The 21,600-nt window shown below is 59.1% G+C and carries 21 protein-coding genes and 1 pseudogene; 10 read left to right on the forward strand and 12 right to left on the reverse strand.

Annotated elements, in window-relative coordinates:
• Position 1 precedes the first annotated feature (1 nt).
• The 4 genes from RHM68_RS24910 to RHM68_RS24925 all read right to left on the reverse strand — a co-directional run bounded on the left by RHM68_RS24910 (position 2) and on the right by RHM68_RS24925 (position 4,469).
• Positions 2 to 526 (reverse strand): hypothetical protein, encoded by a 525-nt coding sequence (locus RHM68_RS24910; protein ID WP_322219637.1) that lies wholly within the window; start codon positions 524 to 526, stop codon positions 2 to 4.
• Between the two features lie 25 nt (positions 527 to 551).
• Positions 552 to 2,966, reverse strand: a complete 2,415-nt coding sequence (locus tag RHM68_RS24915) for a fimbria/pilus outer membrane usher protein (RefSeq protein WP_322219638.1) — start codon at positions 2,964 to 2,966, stop codon at positions 552 to 554.
• Positions 2,966 to 3,670 (reverse strand): fimbria/pilus chaperone family protein, encoded by a 705-nt coding sequence (locus RHM68_RS24920; RefSeq protein ID WP_322219639.1) that lies wholly within the window; start codon positions 3,668 to 3,670, stop codon positions 2,966 to 2,968. Before RHM68_RS24920 ends, RHM68_RS24915 begins: the two co-directional genes overlap by 1 nt.
• 148 nt (positions 3,671 to 3,818) lie before the next feature.
• Entirely contained in the window at positions 3,819 to 4,469 is a 651-nt protein-coding gene (locus RHM68_RS24925) for a DUF1120 domain-containing protein (protein WP_322219640.1), read from the reverse strand.
• A 271-nt stretch (positions 4,470 to 4,740) separates the two neighbouring features.
• Between RHM68_RS24925 and RHM68_RS24930 the strand changes: the two genes are divergently transcribed.
• Positions 4,741 to 6,309 (forward strand): phospholipase D family protein, encoded by a 1,569-nt coding sequence (locus RHM68_RS24930; protein ID WP_322219641.1) that lies wholly within the window; start codon positions 4,741 to 4,743, stop codon positions 6,307 to 6,309.
• A 23-nt stretch (positions 6,310 to 6,332) separates the two neighbouring features.
• Here the strand turns inward: RHM68_RS24930 and RHM68_RS24935 are convergent, their stop codons facing one another.
• Together RHM68_RS24935 and RHM68_RS24940 are read right to left on the reverse strand one after the other, a co-directional pair.
• Complete coding sequence (locus RHM68_RS24935) at positions 6,333 to 7,478, reverse strand: MFS transporter (protein ID WP_322219642.1); 1,146 nt, start codon at positions 7,476 to 7,478, stop codon at positions 6,333 to 6,335.
• A 73-nt stretch (positions 7,479 to 7,551) separates the two neighbouring features.
• The gene (locus RHM68_RS24940; protein WP_322219643.1) at positions 7,552 to 9,045 is read right to left on the reverse strand and encodes an aldehyde dehydrogenase; all 1,494 of its coding nucleotides are present in this window, start codon (positions 9,043 to 9,045) and stop codon (positions 7,552 to 7,554) included.
• A 228-nt stretch (positions 9,046 to 9,273) separates the two neighbouring features.
• On the opposite strand from RHM68_RS24940, the gene RHM68_RS24945 reads away from it, so the two are divergent.
• Entirely contained in the window at positions 9,274 to 9,636 is a 363-nt protein-coding gene (locus RHM68_RS24945; protein ID WP_322219644.1) for a cupin domain-containing protein, read from the forward strand.
• 164 nt (positions 9,637 to 9,800) lie between these two features.
• Complete coding sequence (locus RHM68_RS24950) at positions 9,801 to 10,010, forward strand: hypothetical protein (protein ID WP_322219645.1); 210 nt, start codon at positions 9,801 to 9,803, stop codon at positions 10,008 to 10,010.
• 74 nt (positions 10,011 to 10,084) lie between these two features.
• Here RHM68_RS24950 and rpmG read toward each other — a convergent pair whose 3' ends face one another.
• Positions 10,085 to 10,240 carry a 50S ribosomal protein L33 gene (gene rpmG / locus RHM68_RS24955; protein ID WP_003177274.1) on the reverse strand — a complete coding sequence of 52 codons (156 nt, stop codon included), beginning with the start codon at positions 10,238 to 10,240 and terminating at the stop codon, positions 10,085 to 10,087.
• 11 nt (positions 10,241 to 10,251) lie between these two features.
• On the reverse strand, positions 10,252 to 10,485 hold the full coding sequence (rpmB, locus tag RHM68_RS24960) for a 50S ribosomal protein L28 (RefSeq protein ID WP_322219646.1): 234 nt from the start codon (positions 10,483 to 10,485) through the stop codon (positions 10,252 to 10,254).
• 447 nt (positions 10,486 to 10,932) lie between these two features.
• Here rpmB and RHM68_RS24965 point away from each other — a divergent pair, with 447 nt between their 5' ends.
• On the forward strand, positions 10,933 to 12,519 hold the full coding sequence (locus tag RHM68_RS24965; protein WP_322219647.1) for an ABC transporter substrate-binding protein: 1,587 nt from the start codon (positions 10,933 to 10,935) through the stop codon (positions 12,517 to 12,519).
• Between the two features lie 13 nt (positions 12,520 to 12,532).
• Here the strand turns inward: RHM68_RS24965 and radC are convergent, their stop codons facing one another.
• Positions 12,533 to 13,207, reverse strand: a complete 675-nt coding sequence (gene radC / locus RHM68_RS24970; protein ID WP_322219648.1) for a RadC family protein — start codon at positions 13,205 to 13,207, stop codon at positions 12,533 to 12,535.
• A gap of 135 nt (positions 13,208 to 13,342) precedes the next feature.
• Here radC and coaBC point away from each other — a divergent pair, with 135 nt between their 5' ends.
• The 4 genes and pseudogenes from coaBC (at position 13,343) to argB (ending at position 17,619) form a co-directional block, all read left to right on the forward strand.
• Positions 13,343 to 14,551: a bifunctional phosphopantothenoylcysteine decarboxylase/phosphopantothenate--cysteine ligase CoaBC gene (gene coaBC, locus RHM68_RS24975; protein WP_322223942.1), complete on the forward strand. Its 1,209-nt coding sequence runs from the start codon at positions 13,343 to 13,345 to the stop codon at positions 14,549 to 14,551.
• Positions 14,552 to 14,556: 5 nt separating this feature from the next.
• Entirely contained in the window at positions 14,557 to 15,012 is a 456-nt protein-coding gene (gene dut, locus RHM68_RS24980) for a dUTP diphosphatase (protein ID WP_322219649.1), read from the forward strand.
• A 285-nt stretch (positions 15,013 to 15,297) separates the two neighbouring features.
• Positions 15,298 to 16,674 (forward strand): annotated as a pseudogene (locus RHM68_RS24985) (phosphomannomutase/phosphoglucomutase); the annotation flags it as partial.
• A 39-nt stretch (positions 16,675 to 16,713) separates the two neighbouring features.
• Positions 16,714 to 17,619: an acetylglutamate kinase gene (argB, locus tag RHM68_RS24990; protein ID WP_322219650.1), complete on the forward strand. Its 906-nt coding sequence runs from the start codon at positions 16,714 to 16,716 to the stop codon at positions 17,617 to 17,619.
• A gap of 77 nt (positions 17,620 to 17,696) precedes the next feature.
• On the opposite strand, the gene pyrE is transcribed toward argB, so the two are convergent.
• A complete protein-coding gene (gene pyrE, locus RHM68_RS24995; protein WP_322219651.1) occupies positions 17,697 to 18,341 on the reverse strand; it encodes an orotate phosphoribosyltransferase in 645 nt (214 codons plus the stop codon).
• An 82-nt stretch (positions 18,342 to 18,423) separates the two neighbouring features.
• Between pyrE and RHM68_RS25000 the strand changes: the two genes are divergently transcribed.
• Positions 18,424 to 19,203 (forward strand): exodeoxyribonuclease III, encoded by a 780-nt coding sequence (locus RHM68_RS25000; protein WP_007934608.1) that lies wholly within the window; start codon positions 18,424 to 18,426, stop codon positions 19,201 to 19,203.
• 136 nt (positions 19,204 to 19,339) lie between these two features.
• On the opposite strand, the gene RHM68_RS25005 is transcribed toward RHM68_RS25000, so the two are convergent.
• Positions 19,340 to 19,708 carry a DUF4870 domain-containing protein gene (locus tag RHM68_RS25005; protein WP_322219652.1) on the reverse strand — a complete coding sequence of 123 codons (369 nt, stop codon included), beginning with the start codon at positions 19,706 to 19,708 and terminating at the stop codon, positions 19,340 to 19,342.
• Positions 19,709 to 19,738: 30 nt separating this feature from the next.
• Entirely contained in the window at positions 19,739 to 20,461 is a 723-nt protein-coding gene (gene rph / locus RHM68_RS25010; protein ID WP_322219653.1) for a ribonuclease PH, read from the reverse strand.
• 268 nt (positions 20,462 to 20,729) lie between these two features.
• Between rph and RHM68_RS25015 the strand changes: the two genes are divergently transcribed.
• Positions 20,730 to 21,593, forward strand: coding sequence for a YicC/YloC family endoribonuclease (locus tag RHM68_RS25015; RefSeq protein ID WP_322219654.1), 864 nt, complete (start codon positions 20,730 to 20,732; stop codon positions 21,591 to 21,593).
• Positions 21,594 to 21,600: the final 7 nt, after the last annotated feature.

Consider the following 21,600-nt stretch of genomic DNA (forward strand, 5'->3'; position numbering starts at 1 on the left):
GTCAGTCGAGTTGAAACCGGCCTGAGGCCTGGAACAGGCTAATGTCGCTAACTCGCGCTGACGAGTGATCGAGGTCGGCGTCGACCTCCAACTCCAACTGCCAGTGTTGTCCTTGCAAAATATGGCCCTCGACCCACGGCCGGATACGCTCTCCAGGTCGCAACCGCGTCTCGCCTGGTGCGCCCTCGGTGTCACTTAGCCAACTGACCTTACGGCCGTCGAGTTGCGCAGACATCAGCCGCAGGTGCAACGTACCCGGACCAAAGCGATAGCGCTGCAGATCAGCCGCCGGCGCGTCGAAGCGCACGGCCATCGATTGAGGGTGCGGGCACCGCACCTGCAAGTGGACTCGTCGCGGACCAAAACTCAAATCGGTTCCAGTACGCGAGGCCTGCAACCTGTCGCGGGTATAGTTGCCGTAATCCAGCGTAGAGGGACTCAGTTGCAGCGAACATTCCGTCTGCCCGTGGGCTTCGGAGGCCCCGATCAACAGCAACATCCAACAGCTTTTTGAAAAATTGTTCATGTCATCCTCTGGATCAAAAGTTACCTCACCTGCAAACGGCATCGACCGTCTCGTAGGGCGCGGTGGTTGCCGGAGGGTCCAGAAGCTGGAGTTCAAGCAGGCAACGGCGTTCACCGGGCAACGCCAGCAGCAGTTCAAGCTGCCGGGGGGCGTCGGCCAGGTAGGTCACGCCAGCATCGACCACGGTGGTCAGGTACTGGCCTTGGTTGTCATACACAGACACGCCTTTGGGCACCCATTTGCCGTCGACGGTACGGACACGCAACATCACCTGACGCGCCGTGCTCAGCGCGAAATCAATGCGCGGCACCGCACCGCGTCCGGCTTCGATCTCTTGATACCCGTTGAGCACCGCGGTATTGCGCGGCAGGCTCAGCGTGTCGATTTCCAGCCGACTGACCTGATAGGCCGGCAAACTGGCGGCCACGGCTTGGCCAGCGGCATCGGTCCAGACCGGCCCTTGAGGCGTGCTCAATTTAATGCCCGCCTGCTGGCCCGCCTTGAGCACACCAAAGGTGTCACGTAACGCGTAAGGCGAAGCCGTCAGCCCCCCTTCATGCAGCGCCACGCCGCCGCGTAATGTGAGGTCGTGACTCGAGGAGCCGGCGCCCGTGCGTGCGTAACCCACGTCAACGCGGGTGTATCGGGGCAATGCGCTGATCCGTCCGTTGAAATCTGTCTGGCCAGCGGTGTTCCTTTCTGCGGCGAGGCTGTAGCCCAGCGTTTCGCTGACCTGCTCGTTGTAGCGAGCGCCGGATCGCTGACCGCGTCGGTCATCATGGCGCACGTAGGTATTGAGACTCCTGCTGCGCCCCAATGGCACGCTCAATGAGGCATAGACGCCAGTGCCAGCTGCATCGCGGGTATCGCCGCCCTCTTCACGTTCGATGCTCAATGACAGGTTGGCCTCGCTAAACGCCCGCGACCAAGAGGCGCCGATGCGTGAGCGATCCTTACCGCCCTCCGAGGCATAACGTGTGAACGTGCCGGTGAACGCCCCCCACTCTCTGTCGGAGTAGCTCATCGCACCTCCCCACTGACGCTCAGCCCGACCATAAAGGTCGATATCGTCGGGCGTAGCGCCTGTGTCTGCCAGGGTGCGAAAAGCCTGATTACGCTGGCTGGCCGTCAAGCTGGCGGACAATCGCGGTCCCAGCGAGGTGCTGAAATTCACCTGCAACTCCCGCCCCTGGCCCAAGGCTGACGTGCGAGAACTCAGCTGTTGCACACCCACTACGGTCGTCTGCGTCAACGCCTGTTGCACACCCCAACCCAAAGACTGGTACTCGTTGGCGCCCAACAACCCGGTGGTCACCTGCGTCTGAGGCCACCACCGCCAATCCTTGCTGATCGCAAAGAACGAGGGTGTCTCACGCTGATCATCCGCAAACCGGCGGATCGTACCGGCCGCAATCCCATAACCCGCAGCCACGCCAAGGTTGGCAGGGCGAAAATTACCCGGTGACACCCGCCACTGACGACGCTCGCCCCCCTCTTCGAAGATCGTCACCTCGAGGTCCAATTGATGACTGATGAGTGGCAGATCACGCAGCGTGAACGGTCCACCGGGTACCAGCGTGGTATAGATCACCACGCCACTCTGACGCACCTCGATCCGCGACGGCGAGTAAGCCAAGCCCTCAACGACTGTTCCGACACCGAGTCCCTCGCCATTACGCTTATCAAGCGCTGTTTCGGGGGTGATCTGGAGGCCAGTGAACGGCCCACCGGCAAACAGCGTTGAGCTCATGTTGAGCTGACCCAGTTGGACATTCGCCGCATAAGGCTCCCAGGTCCGTGAAGCTTGGGTGTAGAGCGTTTCGAAACGCTCCACGCCCTGAAATGAAGTGTAGTTTTGCCGACTGCGGATGACCCACCCACCGGCGTTAAACCCAACTTCGCTACCAAGACTTCGATACTGGCTCGATTGTCCCTGATTCGAACTGGACACCACCAACGCGTCATAGTTGAACAACCCGGCCATACCACCCGTGGCCCAAGTACGTGGTTGCAGCGCCTGCTCCAACAACTGATCGGTGGGCACTAAAAGCCCCACGCGCTGCTGACCAGGATCGAGTCGCACCTGGACCCCGGCGAGACCGTCGATGACGCGTAGACACTGGGATTTTTCAGCGTTGGCAAGCAAACCGGAGGGCGCAGCAATGCCTGCTTGGTCAAGCAGATTGGCATCGATACACAGCTGACCCTCGCCATCAAACGTCACCAGCACTTGCCCCGCTGGCGCGCCGTTGACCAGCAGCGAGACTCGACTGGCTCCGGCTTGAAAACGTGGCGCAGTGCGGAAGTGTTCAGCGACTTTCGGGTCGATTCCGCGGGTTTCAAGCACCTCGTAATCGAACTCGGTCAGCGTCTCGCTCCAGGCTTTTTGCAGCACTCCCATCAGCAGCAAACAGCCATAACGAAGCTTGTCACGGCTCATTACTGAGTGCTCAACGGCGCGTCGTAGCTGCCGACAGTAAAGCCGTAAGTGGTGGCAGGAAACAGCTGCACATGAGTGCCAAACGTCGACGATGCAGCGAGCATCAAGACTTCGCCAGGCAGAATATACGTGCGCCCGAGATCTACGGTGGCGCCGCCAGGAATCAGATTTACCGACTTGGCCAACCGCACCACATAAGGGCTGGGATTACTCACCTGAAGCTGCTTGCCAGTCACGACCCAATTCAAGAGCTTCCAGGGCGTGCGCTCCACCGCCAGGTTAGCCGGACGCAGAATCACCGGAATGTTCTGCCGCAACCCCAAGGTGACCCGAGCACCTTCAGCGTCTTGGCGAGGTGCGATGCCCTCGAAAACTACACGTTTGAGTCGTTCGGTTTTCAGCGGGGTGGCGCTATTCAGGATGAACCGTACCTGCTGGCTCTGACCTGGCTCAACCCGAGCCACGGGGGGTGACAAAATCAGCAGCGGCTCGTCGTCCTCGGCAATGTGTTCGATCACGCTGTAGAGCAACGATGGGTGGTCGTCGGTGTTGCGTACATTCAGGGTGGCTTCGCCCGTGGCCTGATCAACCACGACCACAGGTGTTTCCGGGACCATTCCAGCCGCCAAAACGCACTGGCTACCAAACGGCAGGCACAGCGCTACAAAGGCGCCAAGCACCTGTAAAGATTGAGAGGGGGACATGAAAATCTCCAAAAGGCACAAACCCACGTTGCGAGCGCAACGCCGGTCAGTGCCCATGACGCGATGGACCTGCCTGACTGAAGTCGTGTTAGACACACGTCGTCAGCTTGACCGAGTCAGGTCCTCAAGAAAAACGTATGAAGGCAGCTCAGAGGTAGATCACGTCGAACGTAACCGACCCATCCAGCTTGACCTCACCACTTATTGGCGGCAGTTCGGATGTTGGACGGATAACGGCCGCCACGCTCATAGGGAACGTGTGCAAACTGGCTGCGATAGGACCGGCTACAGCACTGGGTCCCCAGGAATAGGAGATCGGTGCGTTGGTCACCAGCCCGGAGGTCGGAATCCGCCATACCGGATTGGCTGGCGAGCGCACCAGGAAAATCTGTTCTTTGCCATCAGCCAGCGGCTTGCCGGTCAGCAGGCCAAAACCTCCGATGCCCACGCCCTGAGTGCTGCCCAAGCCGTAATAGAGGGTATTACTGACCTGGCCGTTAAAAGTCAGCCCCGTCACCTTGGTGGCGCCACGGTTATCGGTCACCGCAAAGGCTATTGCGGCGTCTGCATTACAAGCGATCTGCAAGGTGATATCTCGTTGCGGCAGATTGTTTTGAGTAGTCGCGCTCAGACTGGCGGAAGAAATTTTGCCGAGGTCAACCGTGCTGCCGTTGGCAAACGCCGGGATACAAGACGTCGGAATAATCGTACCGGTAACGGTCAGATCAACACTGGCGGCCTGCGCCGTGAAAGGCACCAGGGCCGTCGACATCGCCATGATCAGCATAATTTTGTTCATAAATACCTACCTGTGGAATGGATAAAACATCAGACAACGATCAGAGGAGGTGGAAACCACCTCTCACGTGATCAATGCCAAGCGATCATTCCGTTTCTTGTAGGGTTTATATGTAGGGTATTTCGTTATCTAGGTGTGGTATTGGCTAAAACTGCTGTAGTCCCATCACAACGAAAGCAGGAATTCTGACAAGTCCAAGCGCAATACCTTTCAAGGAAGCTGATGTCCAATGCCACAATTGGGCCTTTGCCCTGACCCGAGAACATACGATTTGAGATGCACACTGGCCCCTTCCTTCGCACTGCTGATTGCCCTGCTGCTCAACGGCTGTGCGAGCCTGGACACCGCTCGACACCCCAGCCAGGCATTGCCGGCAATGAACTCGGCGTTCGGCCGTTCGATCCAGGCCCAGGCTGCGCCGTATCAGGGCCGCTCAGGTTTTCGCCTGTTGTCCAACAGCACCGAGGCCTTCATGGCCCGCGCCGAACTGATCCGTCACGCCCAAACCAGCCTCGATTTGCAGTACTACATCGTCCACGACGGTATCAGCACCCGCATGCTGGTGGACGAACTGCTCAAAGCTGCCGATCGCGGCGTGCGGGTGCGGATCCTGCTCGATGACACCACCAGCGACGGCCTCGACCAGATCATCGCCACCCTGGCGGCGCATCCACAGATTCAGATTCGCCTGTTCAACCCGCTGCACCTGGGCCGCAGCACCGGTGTGACACGAAACATGGGGCGGCTGCTCAACCTGTCACTGCAACACCGACGCATGCACAACAAGTTATGGCTGGCGGACAACAGCGTGGCCATCGTGGGCGGACGTAATCTGGGAGACGAGTATTTCGACGCCGAACCCAATCTGAATTTCACCGACATCGACATGCTCAGCGTGGGGCCGGTGGCCGAGCAGTTGGGGCATAGTTTTGACCAGTATTGGAACAGCGCCCTGAGCAAGCCAATCGGCGAATTCCTTTCCAGCACACCCACCCCCAAGGACCTGCAAAACACCCGTACCCGGCTTGAGGAGTCGTTGGCAGAGACCCGCAAACAGAACCACGCGCTGTACAAACAACTGATGACCTACACCACCCATCCGCGCATGGACATCTGGCGGCGGGAGTTGATCTGGGCGTGGAACCAAGCCCTGTGGGACGCGCCCAGCAAAGTCCTGGCCAAGGATGAACCCGACCCGCAGTTGCTGCTGACCACGCAGTTGGCGCCTGAGCTGAACGGGGTGAGTAAAGAGCTGATCATGATTTCGGCCTACTTCGTGCCGGGTCAACCGGGACTGGTGTACCTCACGGGCCGCGCCAACGCCGGGGTGTCGGTGAGCCTGCTGACCAACTCTCTGGAAGCCACCGACGTCCCGGCGGTGCATGGCGGTTACGCGCCGTATCGCAAAGCGTTACTGGAACATGGCGTGCAATTGTTCGAGCTGCGGCGTCAGCCCGGTGCCGGGGGCGGCAGTGGTCCGCGCTTGTTCCGCCGGGGGCCCTATCAGGGCTCGGACTCAAGCCTGCACAGCAAAGCGATGATTTTCGACCAGCAGAAATCGTTCATTGGCTCGTTCAACTTCGACCCACGGTCAGTGCTATGGAACACCGAAGTCGGGGTGCTGGTAGAAAGCCCCGAGCTCGCGGCGCACGTGCGCGACCTGGCGCTGCAAGGCATGGCGCCGGCCCTGAGTTATCAGGCGAAGCTGGAGAACGGAAACGTTGTCTGGGTGACCGAAGATAACGGCAAACTGCACACCCTGACCCAGGAGCCGGGGAGCTGGTGGCGACGCTTCAATGCGTGGTTCAGCACCACCGTTGGCCTGGAGCGGATGCTTTAACCGACAACACATTCCCACAGGTTTCAGGCAGGCGCGGCTTGAGCGCCAAATGCCCCTTGTCGTGACAACAGAATCACCAGTCCCAACGCCCCCGCAGCCATCAGCAACGGCAACGCATGCCCGCTGATCCATTGACTCCCGGCACCCGCCGCCAAAGGCCCGACCAAACAACCGATCCCCCACAACTGCGCGACATGGGCATTGGCCCGCACCAGTGCGTCATCACGGTAACGCTCGCCGATCAGAATCAACGACAAGGTGAATAAACCACCGGCACTGGCGCCAAACAACACCCACAACGGCCAGATCAGCAACGTATCGATCAGCAGCGGAATCGCCAAACTCGACAACAACAAAACCACCGCGCAGCCCGCAAACAAAGTCCGCCGCGGCAGTCGATCCGCCAGTGCGCCAATCGGTAATTGCAGCAAGGCATCACCAACCACCACGGTGCTGACCATGGCCAGTGCAATGTCTGCGGTGAACCCCTGGCGCAGGCAATAAACCGGCAGCAACGTCAGAATCATCGCCTCGAACGCGGCGAACAGTGACACCGCCCAGGCAATCGCCGGCAGGCCTCGGCAAAACGCCAGCAAGTCGCTGAAGGTCACGCTGCAGGCATCACTGGTCGGTGCGCCACTACGCCCCAACAACAGCAAGGGCGCGGCCAGCAGTAGACCGACGCCGACCCAGAAACCGTAATCGCCCTCAGTGCCCAGCACACCCAGCAGCAATGGCCCGCACAGCTGACTCAACGCATAGCTGGCGCCATACAACGCCACCAGCCGCCCACGCCACTGCTCGACCACCAGTTGGTTGATCCAGCTTTCCCCGAGAATAAAAACGATCGTCAGGATCACGCCGATCATCAGCCGCAGCACCAGCCAGACCGGGTAGCTCGGCAACAGCGCGAGCAATCCAATCGACAGTGCGCCGGCCCACAAGCACAGACGCATCAGGTTGGCCGTACCGAAGCGTGCGGCTAGGTGACCAGAGACTTTGGCCCCCAACAACACGCCAATGGCCGGCATGGCCGCCATCACGCCGATTGCAAACGAGCCATACCCCCAGCTTTCCAGACGAAAAGACACCAGCGGCATGCTGACGCCCAGCGCCAGGCCGACGCTCAAGACAGAGGCCAAAACGGCAAAATACGTCGCCCAACGCATGCTCCACGCTCCTGTGGATATTTTTATGTACGGCACAAAACACGGTTGGAGCGACGTCGTTAAGAAAACAGACTTACAACTTGATCCAGGTCGCCTTCAGCTCGGTGTACTTGTCAAATGCATGGAGCGATTTGTCACGACCGTTGCCGGACTGTTTGAAACCACCAAACGGGGCGGTCATGTCACCGCCGTCGTACTGGTTGACCCAAACGCTGCCCGCACGCAACGCTTTGGCCGTCAGGTGGGCCTTGGAGATGTCCTTGGTCCACACCGCCGCCGCGAGACCGTAAGGCGTGTCGTTGGCGATCTGGATAGCTTCCTCGGCGGTGTCGAACGTAAGCACCGACAGCACTGGGCCAAAGATCTCTTCCTGAGCGATTTTCATCGCATTACTGACGCCGTCAAAAATCGTCGGTTCAACGTAAGTCCCGCCGGTTTCCTGAAGAATGCGCTTGCCACCGGCGACCAATTTGGCGCCGTCGGTGTGACCGGATTCAATGTAGGACAGCACCGTGTTCATCTGTTGAGTGTCCACCAAGGCGCCGACGTTGGTCGCCGGGTCCAGGGGGTTACCTGGCTTCCAGGTTTTCAGGGCAGCGATCACCAGCGGCAAGAAGGTGTCCTTGATCGAGCGCTCGACCAGCAGGCGCGAGCCAGCGGTGCAGACTTCGCCCTGGTTGAAAGCGATAGCACTGGCCGCCGACTCCGCCGCCGCTTGTAGGTCCGGCGCATCGGCAAACACGATGTTCGGGCTCTTGCCGCCGGCTTCGAGCCAGACGCGCTTCATGTTTGACTCGCCGGAGTAGATCAGCAGTTGCTTGGCAATCTTGGTCGACCCGGTGAACACCAGCGTGTCGACGTCGTTATGCAGGGCCAAGGCCTTGCCGACGGTATGTCCGTAGCCCGGCAGCACGTTCAGCACACCTTTCGGAATACCGGCTTCAACGGCCAGTGCGGCGATGCGGATGGCAGTCAGCGGGGATTTTTCGGACGGTTTCAGGATCACCGAATTACCGGTGGACAACGCCGGGCCGAGCTTCCAGCAGGCCATCATCAACGGGAAGTTCCACGGCACGATGGCAGCGACCACGCCGACCGGCTCACGAGTCACCAAACCCAGTTGGTCGTGCGGTGTAGCGGCCACTTCATCGTAGATCTTGTCGATGGCTTCGCCGCTCCAGCTCAAGGCTTGCGCAGCGCCAGGGACGTCGATGTTCAGGGAGTCGCTGATCGGCTTGCCCATGTCCAGGGTTTCAAGCAGGGCCAGCTCTTCAGCGTGCTGTTTCAGCAGGCCGGCAAAACGAATCATGGTGGCTTTGCGTTTGGTCGGCGCCAAGCGCGACCAGGCACCGGAATTGAAGGTAGCGCGAGCGTTTTCCACGGCGCGCTGGGCGTCGGCGGCATCACAGCTGGAAATCTTGCCCAGCAGACGGCCATCGACCGGGCTGATGCACTCGAAGGTCTCGTTGGAGACGGCATCGGTGTATTCGCCATTGATGTAAGCGCGGCCTTCGATCTTCAGATCGCGAGCACGTTGTTCCCAGTCGGCACGAGTCAGGGTGGTCATTGGGGTGTCCTCCTCTTGTTGAATACGAACGCTGATGGCAAGCGCTCTCAGGAATACTGCCTCGCCAGCCTGCTTGCGGCCAAGGCAACCGCCACCCTAAACCAGCCACCCCTCATGTTTCAATATATTTGACACCAAGGCCGTAAACGGCCTTGCGATGTTCATTTTAATAAACATAGACTTTGGCCTTTCCAGCCACTTGCGCCGTATTCACGGGGGATTACCAGCATGAACATCCAGGACGTCGTCGATTTCAGCCAGGCCACCACCCAGCCCGATCGCTATCGGCCAGACCCGGCGAAAGTCATGAAGGGCGACCCCGAGCAAACGGTTTACAACCATTACAACAGCCCCTGCGGCCAGATGAGCGCCGGCGTTTGGGAAGGCGAAGTTGGCCAGTGGCTGGTGAACTATACCGAGCATGAATACTGCGAAATCGTTCAAGGCGTTTCAGTGCTGCGCGATAGCGATGGCAACAGCAAAACCGTGCGCGCGGGCGATCGCTTCGTCATCCCGGCCGGGTTCCGGGGGACGTGGGAAGTCCTGGAGGCGTGTCGCAAAATCTATGTGGTGTTTGAACAGAAGGCTTGAGTCGAAACAGACAGTCACGATACAGACAGGACGCGAACAATCGCCCTGAGCGAAGCTTGCCAGCAGCGCCGAGTCACTCAACGTCCAGGCAAATGGCAGCACAGGACGTGTTGCCAGGTCTTGGCCCTCGCGCGCCCTAACGCTTAAATAAGCAAGGAAGCCTCATGACTCTTCACTGCAACATAAACGCCGCACACTTCGCTATCGGCCAAGTGGCCACCCCGGCAACACTGGACGCCATTCGCTTGGCTGCCGGTGTGCAGAACCATCGCCTGGAACGGCCAGATGACCTGTTTAACCTATTGCCAAAGCCTGATCGCGTGCGGGTGCTGGTCAACGACCGCAATGAGGTTCTGGAACTGATCTGCGGTTAAAAACCATCGCACACAAGCAACAAAAAAGGCCCGTATCTCGCGATACGGGCCTTTTTCGTAAGATGGAAAATCAATTACTTGATTTTGCCTTCTTTGTAGATCACGTGCTTACGAACAACCGGATCATATTTCTTGATCTCGATTTTGTCCGGAGTAGTACGCTTGTTTTTGTCGGTAGTGTAGAAGTGACCAGTACCGGCGCTCGAAATCAAACGAATCAATTCACGCATGATTAGCTCCCTTAGATCTTGCCAGCGCGGCGCATTTCGGCCAGCACGACAGTGATGCCACGCTTGTCGATGATACGCATGCCTTTGGCAGATACGCGCAGACGCACGAAACGTTTCTCTTCTTCAACCCAGAAGCGGTGATGCTGCAGGTTCGGCAGGAAACGACGACGGGTTTTGTTGTTTGCGTGGGAAATGTTATTCCCAGTCACCGGACCCTTACCGGTAACTTGACATACTCTCGACATGCCTCAGCCCTCTAAAACCACATGCCCAACCCGGCATGGGTTGGCCGCTTAATCTCTCAGTCATTTGGCGCCAGGCGCCGCGTTTCTTTAGGGGTCTTACCGGCTACACCTACAAACGAAGGAACCGGGCCCCTAGAAAAGAGCGCTGCTTTATACCAGAAAGACTGGAGAGCAACAACATTCGGTGTGCGTTGAATTAACGAAAAGCCTATTTTTCGACCCCAAGGCGCCTTGAACAAAGGCTATCGGGGCCAGTGACCGCTCGTCGCAGAGAATCGATCGTCACCCCATTCCAACGCTTTCTTCAATCACCGCACACTGAAATTAGCCGCCCATACTCCCCCCAAAATGAAAAAGGGGATAGTCATTTGCAAAAGAGCGCTCTAGGGTAAGCCTTTTCCAGACTGCACATGCAGATGGCCTTCGATTCTGCAAAGGAAATCCAATATGCGCCTCGCTGCCCTACCGCTGCTGCTTGCCCCACTGCTGCTTAGCCCACTGGCAGAGGCCGCCGCCCTTAGCGTCTGCACGGAAGCCAGCCCCGAAGGGTTCGACGTGGTGCAATACAATTCGCTGACCACCACTAACGCGTCGGCCGACGTGCTGATGAACCGCTTGGTGGACTTCGACACCGCCAGCGGGAAAGTAGTCGCCAGTCTCGCAGACAGCTGGGACGTCTCGCCCGACGGCCTGACCTATGTCTTCAAATTGCACCCACGTGTGAAGTTTCACCACACCGAATACTTCAGCCCCACTCGAGACCTGAGCGCCGAAGACGTCAAGTTCAGCTTCGACCGCATGTTAGACCCGGCCAATCCTTGGCACGCTGTCGCCCAAAGCGGGTTCCCCCATGCGCAATCGATGCAATTACCCGCGTTGATCACGAAGATCGACGCGCTGGACCCGCTGACGGTGCGTTTTACCCTCGACCACCCAGACTCGACGTTTCTTGCCACCTTGAGCATGGGTTTCGCTTCGATTTACTCGGCCGAATACGCCGATAAGCTGATGAAGGCCGACACCCCGGAAAAGCTCAACAGCCAGCCGATCGGCAGCGGCCCCTTCATCTTCAACCGCTTCCAGAAAGACGCCTCGATTCGCTACAAGGCCAACGCCGACTATTTTGGCGGCAAGCCGTCAGTGGACCCGCTGATTTTTGCGATTACCCCCGATGCCAACGTGCGTCTGCAGAAATTGCGCCGCAACGAGTGCCAGATCGCCCTGTCGCCCAAGCCTCTGGACGTGCGGGCGGTACAGCATGAGCCGAAACTGAAAGTTGAAAAGACCGACGCCTTCATGACGGCATTCGTCGCCATCAATACTCAACACCCACCTCTGGACAAGCCCGAAGTTCGCCAGGCAATCAACCTCGCGTTCGACAAGAGCAACTACATCAAAGCGGTGTTCGAAGACACCGCGACGCCGGCTGATGGCCCTTATCCGCCCAATACCTGGAGCTACGCCAAGAACTTGCCCGGCTACGCCCATGACATTGAAAAAGCCAAGGCACTGATGACCCAGGCAGGACTCAAGAACGGCTTCAAAACCACGATCTGGACTCGTCCTTCCGGCAGTTTGCTGAACCCCAACCCAAGCCTTGGCGCCCAACTGTTGCAGTCTGACCTTGCGCAAATCGGCATTCAGGCCGAAATCCGCGTGATCGAATGGGGCGAGTTGATTCGCCGCGCGAAAGCCGGCGAACACGACCTGCTGTTCATGGGCTGGGCCGGCGACAACGGCGACCCGGACAACTTCCTGACGCCTCAGTTTTCCTGCGCCGCAGTCAAATCCGGCACCAACTTCGCCCGCTACTGCAATCAGGATCTGGATAAGTTGATCAGCGCCGGCAAGACCACCAGCGAGCAGGGTGTGCGCACCAAACTCTACGAGCAGGCCCAAACGCAGATCCAGCAACAGGCGCTGTGGCTGCCACTGGCGCACCCGACCGCCTTCGCCCTGACGCGCAAAGAGGTACAGGGCTACCAGGTCAGCCCCTTTGGCCGGCAGGATTATTCGAAGGTCAGCCTCAAGTAACCGCGTCGCCGCGCTACATCCAGCCGTACTCAGCCATGGACAGCGGATCGCCGTCACCAATGATGAAATGGTCGAGCACCCGAACATCGATCAACTCCAGCGCCTCCTGAAGGCGCTTGGTCAGCGTTCGGTCGGCCTGGCTGGGGCTGGTGTTACCCGAGGGATGGTTGTGGCACAGGATCAACGCTGCGGCGTTGTGAGCCAGAGCGCGCTTGACCACTTGCCGTGGATACACGCTGGTGCTGTCGATGGTGCCGCGAAACAGCGCCTCAAACGCCAATACCCGGTGCTTGGAGTCCAGGAACAGGCAGCCGAACACTTCGTGAGGTTCGTGACGCAACATCGACTTGAGGTAGTCGCGTACCGCCACCGGACTCTCCAGCACCGAATGGCGACGTAATCGCTCGGCAAGATGGCGCCGCGCCATTTCCAGCACCGCCTGCAACTGAGCGAATTTTGCCGGCCCCAGGCCGAGATGGCCGCTGAAGGTCCGCAAATCAGCCTCCAGCAAGGTGCGCAGGCTGCCAAATTGCAGGAGCAGATGGCGCGCCAGGTCGACGGCGCTTTTTCCGGCCACACCAGTGCGAAGAAAAATCGCCAGCAACTCAGCGTCGGACAAACTCGCCGAACCCTGGTCAAGCAGCTTCTCCCGCGGCCGTTCCGCCGCGGGCCAATCACGAATACTCATAGCACTTCCCTGTCTGTGGGCACCGCTGTTCCGTAGCGGTCGCTGTGATATCGTAGCCCATCTTTTTTGCGAGCGATTTCGCCCCTGGGGAGGGGGTATCGCCACGCAGTCATCAACGAAATGAAAGGCAGACCTATGCAGCGGCTGTATCGGAAACGCATCGTTCTGGGCGTCGGCGGCGGCATTGCTGCCTACAAGAGCGCCGACCTGGTTCGCCGCCTGATCGACCAGGGCGCTGAAGTACGCGTGGTCATGACCCGTGGCGGCAGCGAGTTCATTACCCCGCTGACCCTGCAGGCTTTATCCGGGCACCCGGTCCACCTCGACCTGCTGGACCCAGCGGCCGAAGCCGCCATGGGCCACATCGAGCTGGCCAAATGGGCCGACCTGGTGCTGATCGCCCCCGCCACCGCTGACCTGATCGCACGTCTGGCGCAAGGCATTGCCAACGACTTGCTGACCACGCTGGTGCTGGCCACCGACGCCGTGGTCGCGGTTGCCCCGGCGATGAATCAGGCGATGTGGCGCGATCCGGCTACCCAGGCCAACCTGCAAACTCTCGAAAGCCGCGGTCTCAAAGCCTTCGGCCCCGCCTCCGGCAGCCAGGCCTGTGGCGACGTCGGCATGGGCCGCATGCTCGAAGCCACCGACCTCGCCCAGTGCGCGGCGGACTGCTTCCAGCGCCATGCCTTGACCGGCAAACATGTGCTGATTACCGCCGGGCCGACCCAGGAAAACATCGATCCGGTGCGCTACATCACCAACCACAGCTCCGGCAAAATGGGCTTTGCCCTGGCCGAAGCCGCCGTCGAGGCCGGCGCCAGAGTGACGCTGATCACCGGCCCAGTGCATTTGCCGACCCCGGATCGCGTCACCCGCATCGACGTCGTCAGCGCCCGCGACATGCTCGCTGCCTGCGAAGCCGCGATACCTTGCGACCTGTTTATCGCCTCGGCAGCGGTCGCGGACTACCGCCCGGAAGTCGTCGCCCCACAAAAACTCAAGAAAGACCCTACGAACGGCGACGGCTTGTTGCTGCAAATGGTGCGTAACCCAGACATCCTGGCCACCATTGCAACCCGCCCTGACCGTCCGTTCAGTGTCGGTTTCGCCGCCGAAACCGAACACCTGCTCGATTACGCTGCACGCAAGTTGAAAGACAAGAACCTCGATTTGATCGTCGCCAACGACGTCGCCAACCCGAGCATTGGCTTCAACAGCGAAGAAAACGCCTGCAGCGTGATTGATCGTAAGCTGCACGCCACGCTTTTCGCCCAGACCAGCAAGAGCAAGATTGCTCGCCAACTGATCACTTTTATCGCCGAACGTCTGAACCAGGTTTAATTTACATGCACGCTTTGCAAGCCAAGATCCTCGACCCCCGCATCGGCACCGACTTCCCGCTGCCGCAATACGCCACCCCCGGCTCCGCCGGCCTTGACCTGCGCGCCATGCTGGAAAAAGACACGGTGATCAAGCCGGGCGAAACCCTGCTGATCCCGACCGGCCTGTCGGTTTATATCGGCGACCCAGGCCTTGCGGCGCTGATTCTGCCGCGGTCCGGGCTAGGCCATAAGCACGGCATCGTGCTGGGCAATCTGGTCGGCCTGATCGACTCCGATTACCAGGGTCCACTGATGGTGTCGTGCTGGAACCGCAGCGACAAGGAGTTCACCCTTGAAGTGGGCGAACGGCTTGCGCAGCTGGTTTTGGTGCCGGTCGTTCAAGCACACTTCGAGATGGTCGACGCGTTCGTTGAAACCGAGCGCGGCGCGGGTGGTTTTGGTCACTCCGGCAGCCACTGATTCGAAACATGGCGGCCCGACGCTTCAGGGTGGGAACGAACTCGCTCCCACCGATTTGCGGCTGAAATTGTACCGACGTTATCTGTAAGGTTTACCGCAGAAAATCAAGGCATTGGCTGGCCAAAGCCCCGCCGCTCGCGGTGTCATGGCCTTTTCGCACCACGAACTCTCTGCGGAAAACGCCGTCATACCCTTCAGTTTGAGCCTGGCGATACGATTCTCGCAGGCCGGTCCAGCCACTTTCGAAATGGAGTATTCCTACAGATGAGCAGTCCAGCCCACGTTGCACCGAAGTTCCCCGACAGCATCTTCCGCGCCTACGACATTCGCGGCACCGTCCCGGAATTCTTGAACGCTGAAACCGCTTATTGGCTCGGCCGCGCTATTGGCGCACAAAGCCTGGCCCAGGACGAACCGAATATTTCCGTTGGCCGCGATGGTCGCCTCTCCGGCCCGGAACTGGTTGAACAACTGATCAAAGGCCTTGCCGATAGCGGTTGCCACGTCAGCGACGTCGGCTTGGTGCCAACGCCAGCCCTGTATTACGCCGCTAACGTCTTGGCCGGTAAGTCCGGCGTGATGCTGACCGGCAGCCATAACCCGTCGAACTACAACGGCTTCAAAATCGTCATCGCTGGCGACACCCTGGCCAACGAACAGATTCAGGCCCTGCACGAGCGCCTCAAGACCAACAACTTGAGCAGCGGCCAGGGCAGCATTACCCAAGTCGAGATTCTTGATCGCTACCACCGCGAAATCGTCCAGGACATCAAACTGGCCCGCCGCCTGAAGGTGGTGGTCGATTGCGGTAACGGCGCCGCCGGCGTGATCGCCCCGCAATTGATTGAAGCGCTGAACTGCGAAGTCATTCCGCTGTTCTGCGAGGTCGATGGCAACTTCCCGAACCACCACCCGGACCCCGGCAAGCCTGAAAACCTTGTGGACCTGATCGCCAAGGTCAAGGAAACCAACGCCGACCTGGGCCTGGCTTTCGATGGCGACGGCGACCGTGTTGGCGTGGTGACTAACACCGGCAGCATCGTCTTCCCGGACCGCTTGCTGATGCTGTTCGCCCGTGACGTACTCGCGCGCAACCCGGACGCGGAAATCATCTTCGACGTCAAATGCACCCGCCGCCTGACTCCACTGATCCAGGAGTACGGCGGTCGTCCACTCATGTGGAAGACCGGCCACTCATTGATCAAGAAGAAAATGAAACAGACCGGCGCTCTGTTGGCCGGTGAAATGAGCGGGCACATCTTCTTCAAGGAGCGCTGGTTCGGTTTCGACGATGGCATTTACAGCGCTGCGCGCCTGCTGGAGATCCTCAGCCAGGAGAAATCCACCGCGGAGGAACTGTTTGCGACGTTCCCCAACGATATTTCTACACCCGAGATCAATATCCATGTGACCGAAGAGAGCAAATTCAGCATCATTGACGCACTGCACGATGCGACATGGGGCGAAGGCGCCGACCTGACCACCATCGACGGCGTGCGGGTCGACTATGCCAAAGGCTGGGGCCTGGTTCGCGCCTCCAACACCACACCGGTGCTGGTATTGCGTTTCGAGGCCGATGACGCGACTGAACTGCAACGCATCAAGGATGTATTCCACGTCCAGCTGAAACGCGTTGCGCCTGATCTCCTTCTACCGTTTTGATTTTTTGAAGCGCCTTCTTTTGAAGTGCCGGAGCCCTGAATGACCCTCGAACGCGAAGCCGCCGCCAATACCGCCAAGGTTCTGTCCGAAGCGCTGCCTTACATCCGACGCTACGTCGGCAAGACCCTGGTGATCAAATACGGCGGCAACGCGATGGAAAGCGAGGAGCTGAAAACCGGCTTCGCCCGCGACATCGTGCTGATGAAAGCCGTGGGCATCAACCCGGTCGTGGTTCACGGCGGCGGCCCGCAGATCGGCGACCTGCTCAAGCGATTGTCGATCGAGAGCCACTTCATCGATGGCATGCGCGTCACCGACGCGCAGACCATGGACGTGGTGGAAATGGTCCTCGGCGGCCAAGTCAACAAGGACATCGTCAACCTGATCAACCGTCATGGCGGCAGCGCCATCGGTCTGACCGGTAAAGACGCTGAGCTGATTCGCGCGAAAAAACTCATTGTCACTCGGCAGACACCAGAGATGACCCAGCCGGAAATCATCGACATCGGCCAAGTGGGCGAAGTGGTCGGCATTAACACCGACCTGCTGAACCTGCTGGTCAAAGGCGATTTCATCCCGGTGATCGCGCCCATCGGCGTAGGCGCCAACGGCGAGTCGTACAACATCAACGCCGACTTGGTAGCCGGCAAAGTCGCCGAAGCGCTGAAAGCCGAGAAGTTGATGCTGCTGACCAACATCGCCGGCCTGATGGACAAGTCTGGCCAAGTCCTGACCGGTCTGAGCACCCAGCAGGTCGACGAGCTGATCGCCGACGGCACGATCTACGGCGGCATGCTGCCGAAGATCCGTTGCGCGCTGGAAGCAGTTCAAGGCGGCGTGGGTAGCTCGTTGATCATCGACGGTCGAGTGCCCAATGCGATCCTGCTGGAAATCTTCACCGACACCGGTGTGGGTACGCTGATCAGCAATCGCAAGCGTCACTAAGCAGCGCACACCAAAAGCCCCCCTCAGCCAGACTGAGCGGGGGCTTTTTTATGCCTCGGGGCTACAGGAAATTACGGTCAGACACCGAACTGGGTGCGATAGGCTTCAACGGCGGGCAGGTACTGTTTGAGCTGCGGATCATCGGCCAGGAACTGCAGAACCTGAGTCAGCGAAACGATGCTGACCACCGGAATAGCAAAGTCACGCTCCACTTCCTGGATCGCCGACAACTCGCCATTGCCGCGCTCCTGACGGTTCAGGGCAATCAACACGCCGGCCGCCTTGGCGCCGTCCTGAGAAGCGATGATCTCCATTACCTCGCGGATTGCAGTGCCAGCGGTGATCACGTCGTCGATGATCAACACGTCGCCGGTCAACGGAGCGCCGACCAGGCTACCCCCTTCGCCGTGAGCCTTGGCTTCCTTGCGATTGAAACACCACGGCAGATCAAGACCATGGTGTTCGGCCAGCGCGACTGCGGTTGTCGCCGCCAACGGGATGCCTTTGTAGGCAGGGCCAAACAGAACATCGAAGGAAATGCCGCTCTCGACGATCGCTGCCGCGTAGAAACGACCCAATTGCGCCAGTGCCGAACCGCTGTTGAACAGGCCGGCATTGAAGAAGTAGGGACTGGTACGCCCGGACTTCAGGGTGAACTCACCGAAGCGCAAAACGCCGCGATCGATGGCAAAACGAATGAAATCGCGCTGATACGCTTGCATGAAAAAAACCCCAAATACCACGGCTTTAGCTAATTAGGTAGACGCCGTGTATCATACACGCACGCGATTTTTGGGGCCATTTATGCGGATCATCAGTGTGAACGTCAATGGTATTCAGGCTGCAGTCGAGCGTGGTTTGCTCAGTTGGCTGCAAGCACAGAATGCCGACGTCATCTGCCTGCAGGACACCCGCGCCTCCGCCTTTGAACTGGACGATCCGGCCTTCCAACTGGATGGCTACTTCCTTTATGCCTGCGAAGCTGAAGTTCCCGCCCAAGGTGGCGTGGCTTTGTACTCGCGGTTGCAACCGAAGGCAGTCATCAGCGGTCTCGGCTTCGAGACGGCCGACCGCTACGGGCGCTACCTGCAAGCCGATTTCGACAAGGTCAGCATCGCGACCTTACTGCTCCCTTCAGGGCAGAACGGCGATGAAGATTTGAACCAGAAGTTCAAGCTAATGGACGATTTCGCCCGTTATCTGGATAAACAGCGGCGCAAACGGCGCGAGTACATTTATTGTGGCTCGCTCTATGTTGCGCAGCAGAAACTGGATATCAAGAACTGGCGCGACAGCCAGCAATCTCCGGGCTTCCTGGCACCTGAAAGGGCCTGGATGGACGAGATTGTCGGCAATATGGGCTATGTCGATGCCCTGCGTGAAGTCAGCCGTGAAGGCGACCAGTACAGCTGGTGGCCGGACAACGAACAGGCTGAGATGCTCAACCTTGGCTGGCGTTTTGACTACCAGTTGCTAACGCCGGGTCTGCGCCGCTTTGTACGCAGCGCACGCCTGCCGCGTCAGCCACGGTTCTCGCAACACGCCCCGCTGATCGTGGACTACGACTGGACGCTGACCATTTAAGCGTCGTTTCGCAGATGCAAAAAAGCCGACACTGGATGTCGGCTTTTTTGTGGCTGATGGGTCAATGCGGCGCTGACCGCTACAGATCAACGGGATACGCACACGCCGATCCACACACGTGAATCGGCATCAGTGCTTACTTAACCAACCGCCAAGTGAAGGGATAGCGATACGGCAGCCCTTCGTTGGCTTTGATCCCGGCAATGATGGTCAACACCAGCGCACCGATCAGGACCAGACCCAGCAAAGCAAACCCGATCAGCACGAACATCAGCAGATAGCAGACGGCCGAAGCAATGGCGACGGTAATCTGAAAGTTCAGCGCTTCCTTGCCCTGAGCATCAATGAACGGGTCCGTCTCACGCTTCACCTGCCAGAGAATGAGCGGCCCGATCAAGCTACCGAACGGAAACCACATCCCAAGAAACGCCGAGAAGTGGCAAAACATCGCCCATTGACGCACCTCGCGACTCGGCGTCGGTACCGGAAGTTGTTCATTGCTCATCGTGAGCTCCCTTACTGGACATCAGAACAATCAGTCCGCCAGCGCGGCTTTCTGCAGTTCGAAAATTTCGTTCATGCCCTTTTTTGCCAGTTCGAGCATGGCGTTCAAGTCTTCAGGCTGGAACGGCGCTCCTTCGGCAGTGCCCTGGACTTCAATGAAGCCGCCGGTGCTGGTCATCACCACGTTCAAGTCCGTCTCGGCAGCCGAGTCTTCCGGGTAATCGAGGTCAAGCACAGGCTCGCCCTGATACATGCCAACCGAAACAGCGGCGATCATTTGCTTGATCGGATCGCCACCTTTCAGGCCACCGCGCTTTTTGATGACTTTCAAGGCATCGACCAGTGCGACCATCGCGCCGGTGATGGATGCCGTGCGGGTGCCGCCATCAGCCTGAATCACATCACAGTCGACGTACAAGGTAATGTCACCAAGCTTGGTCATGTCCAGCGCAGCGCGCAGGGAACGACCGATCAGACGCTGGATTTCGAGGGTACGGCCGCCTTGCTTGCCGCGACTGGCTTCACGCTGGTTACGCTCGCCGGTAGCGCGCGGAAGCATGCCGTATTCGGCCGTCAACCAACCCTGGCCCTGACCTTTGAGAAAGCGCGGCACACCGTTTTCGACGCTGACAGTGCAGATGACCTTGGTGTCACCGAACTCGACCAGTACAGATCCCTCGGCGTGTTTGGTGTAGTTGCGGGTAATGCGGATCGAGCGGAGCTGATCGGCAACGCGACCACTTGGACGTTTCATAAGGGATACCTGTACGGGGACGGAAAACTGCGGGCCATTATAGAGCCGCCGACCAAGAACGGGCACTTCTAAAAAAAACCCGACCAGTGAAGCCTCTGAGCAAGCCTTCGCCGACGGCCTGCAGCCCTTTGTCATACCGTGTGTTTGGGCGCATTCGCTGCACTGCGCTACAATCCTGCGCCTTTACTGCCTGTCGGCTTTAATTCATTGAAATCGGGTCCATGACACCTTTTAGGTGCCACAACGACCTGAATTACGAGGTACCTCCATGGTGCATAGCATGACCGCCTTCGCCCGGGTCGAGAAAGCCGGCGTCCAGGGCACCCTGAGCTGGGAACTGCGCTCGGTCAACAGCCGCTACCTGGAACCCCACCTGCGTCTGCCTGAATCGTTTCGCGACCTGGAGGGCGCCGTCCGTGAAGCACTGCGTCAGGGCATCTCTCGAGGCAAACTGGAATGCACACTGCGCTTTACTGAAGAAAGTACGGGCAAAGCACTGCAAGTCGATCGCGAGCGCGCCGCACAATTGGTCGCAGCCGCCGAAACAATCGCCAGCCTGATCAAGAACCCAGCGCCGCTGAACCCGCTGGAAGTCCTCGCCTGGCCCGGCGTATTGGTGGCCGATGCAAGCGACCCGCAAGCGTTGAATGCAGAAGCACTGGCGCTGTTTAACCAAGGCCTGAAAGACCTCAAGGACGGCCGCGCACGTGAAGGCGCTGAGCTGGCACGGCTGATCAGTGATCGCCTGACGTCCATTGAGGAGGACGTAGTCACATTGCGTGAACTGGTCCCGCAGATGCTGACCACCCAGCGCCAGAAAGTGCTCGACCGCTTTGCCGACATGAAGGCGGACCTGGACCCGCAGCGCCTGGAACAGGAAATGGTCATGCTCGCCCAAAAGAGCGACGTCGCCGAAGAACTGGATCGCCTGAGCACTCACATCATCGAAGTACGCCGGGTACTCAAGTCCGGTGGCGCAGCCGGTCGGCGCCTGGACTTCCTGATGCAGGAACTCAACCGCGAAGCCAACACACTGGGCTCCAAAGCCTTCGATCCGCGCAGCACCACGGCGGCGGTCAACCTCAAAGTGTTGATCGAACAAATGCGCGAACAAGTGCAGAACATTGAGTAAGGCAACC

It is taken from the genome of Pseudomonas sp. DC1.2, assembly GCF_034351645.1.
In the GTDB taxonomy this organism is placed as follows: Bacteria; Pseudomonadota; Gammaproteobacteria; order Pseudomonadales; family Pseudomonadaceae; genus Aquipseudomonas.

Bases quoted from the DNA above. Each gene is read 5' to 3' on its own strand.
- RHM68_RS24945 (WP_322219644.1), top strand. From the start codon at position 9,274: ATGAACATCCAGGACGTCGTCGATTTCAGCCAGGCCACCACCCAGCCC.
- RHM68_RS25000 (WP_007934608.1), top strand. From the start codon at position 18,424: ATGCGGATCATCAGTGTGAACGTCAATGGTATTCAGGCTGCAGTCGAG.
- argB (WP_322219650.1), top strand. From the start codon at position 16,714: ATGACCCTCGAACGCGAAGCCGCCGCCAATACCGCCAAGGTTCTGTCC.
- RHM68_RS25005 (WP_322219652.1), bottom strand. From the start codon at position 19,708: ATGAGCAATGAACAACTTCCGGTACCGACGCCGAGTCGCGAGGTGCGT.
- RHM68_RS25015 (WP_322219654.1), top strand. From the start codon at position 20,730: ATGGTGCATAGCATGACCGCCTTCGCCCGGGTCGAGAAAGCCGGCGTC.
- RHM68_RS24935 (WP_322219642.1), bottom strand. From the start codon at position 7,478: ATGCGTTGGGCGACGTATTTTGCCGTTTTGGCCTCTGTCTTGAGCGTC.
- RHM68_RS24920 (WP_322219639.1), bottom strand. From the start codon at position 3,670: ATGTCCCCCTCTCAATCTTTACAGGTGCTTGGCGCCTTTGTAGCGCTG.
- coaBC (WP_322223942.1), top strand. From the start codon at position 13,343: ATGCAGCGGCTGTATCGGAAACGCATCGTTCTGGGCGTCGGCGGCGGC.
- rpmB (WP_322219646.1), bottom strand. From the start codon at position 10,485: ATGTCGAGAGTATGTCAAGTTACCGGTAAGGGTCCGGTGACTGGGAAT.
- rph (WP_322219653.1), bottom strand. From the start codon at position 20,461: ATGAAACGTCCAAGTGGTCGCGTTGCCGATCAGCTCCGCTCGATCCGC.
- rpmG (WP_003177274.1), bottom strand. From the start codon at position 10,240: ATGCGTGAATTGATTCGTTTGATTTCGAGCGCCGGTACTGGTCACTTC.
- dut (WP_322219649.1), top strand. From the start codon at position 14,557: ATGCACGCTTTGCAAGCCAAGATCCTCGACCCCCGCATCGGCACCGAC.
- pyrE (WP_322219651.1), bottom strand. From the start codon at position 18,341: ATGCAAGCGTATCAGCGCGATTTCATTCGTTTTGCCATCGATCGCGGC.
- RHM68_RS24965 (WP_322219647.1), top strand. From the start codon at position 10,933: ATGCGCCTCGCTGCCCTACCGCTGCTGCTTGCCCCACTGCTGCTTAGC.
- radC (WP_322219648.1), bottom strand. From the start codon at position 13,207: ATGAGTATTCGTGATTGGCCCGCGGCGGAACGGCCGCGGGAGAAGCTG.
- RHM68_RS24950 (WP_322219645.1), top strand. From the start codon at position 9,801: ATGACTCTTCACTGCAACATAAACGCCGCACACTTCGCTATCGGCCAA.
- RHM68_RS24925 (WP_322219640.1), bottom strand. From the start codon at position 4,469: ATGAACAAAATTATGCTGATCATGGCGATGTCGACGGCCCTGGTGCCT.
- RHM68_RS24910 (WP_322219637.1), bottom strand. From the start codon at position 526: ATGAACAATTTTTCAAAAAGCTGTTGGATGTTGCTGTTGATCGGGGCC.
- RHM68_RS24915 (WP_322219638.1), bottom strand. From the start codon at position 2,966: ATGAGCCGTGACAAGCTTCGTTATGGCTGTTTGCTGCTGATGGGAGTG.
- RHM68_RS24940 (WP_322219643.1), bottom strand. From the start codon at position 9,045: ATGACCACCCTGACTCGTGCCGACTGGGAACAACGTGCTCGCGATCTG.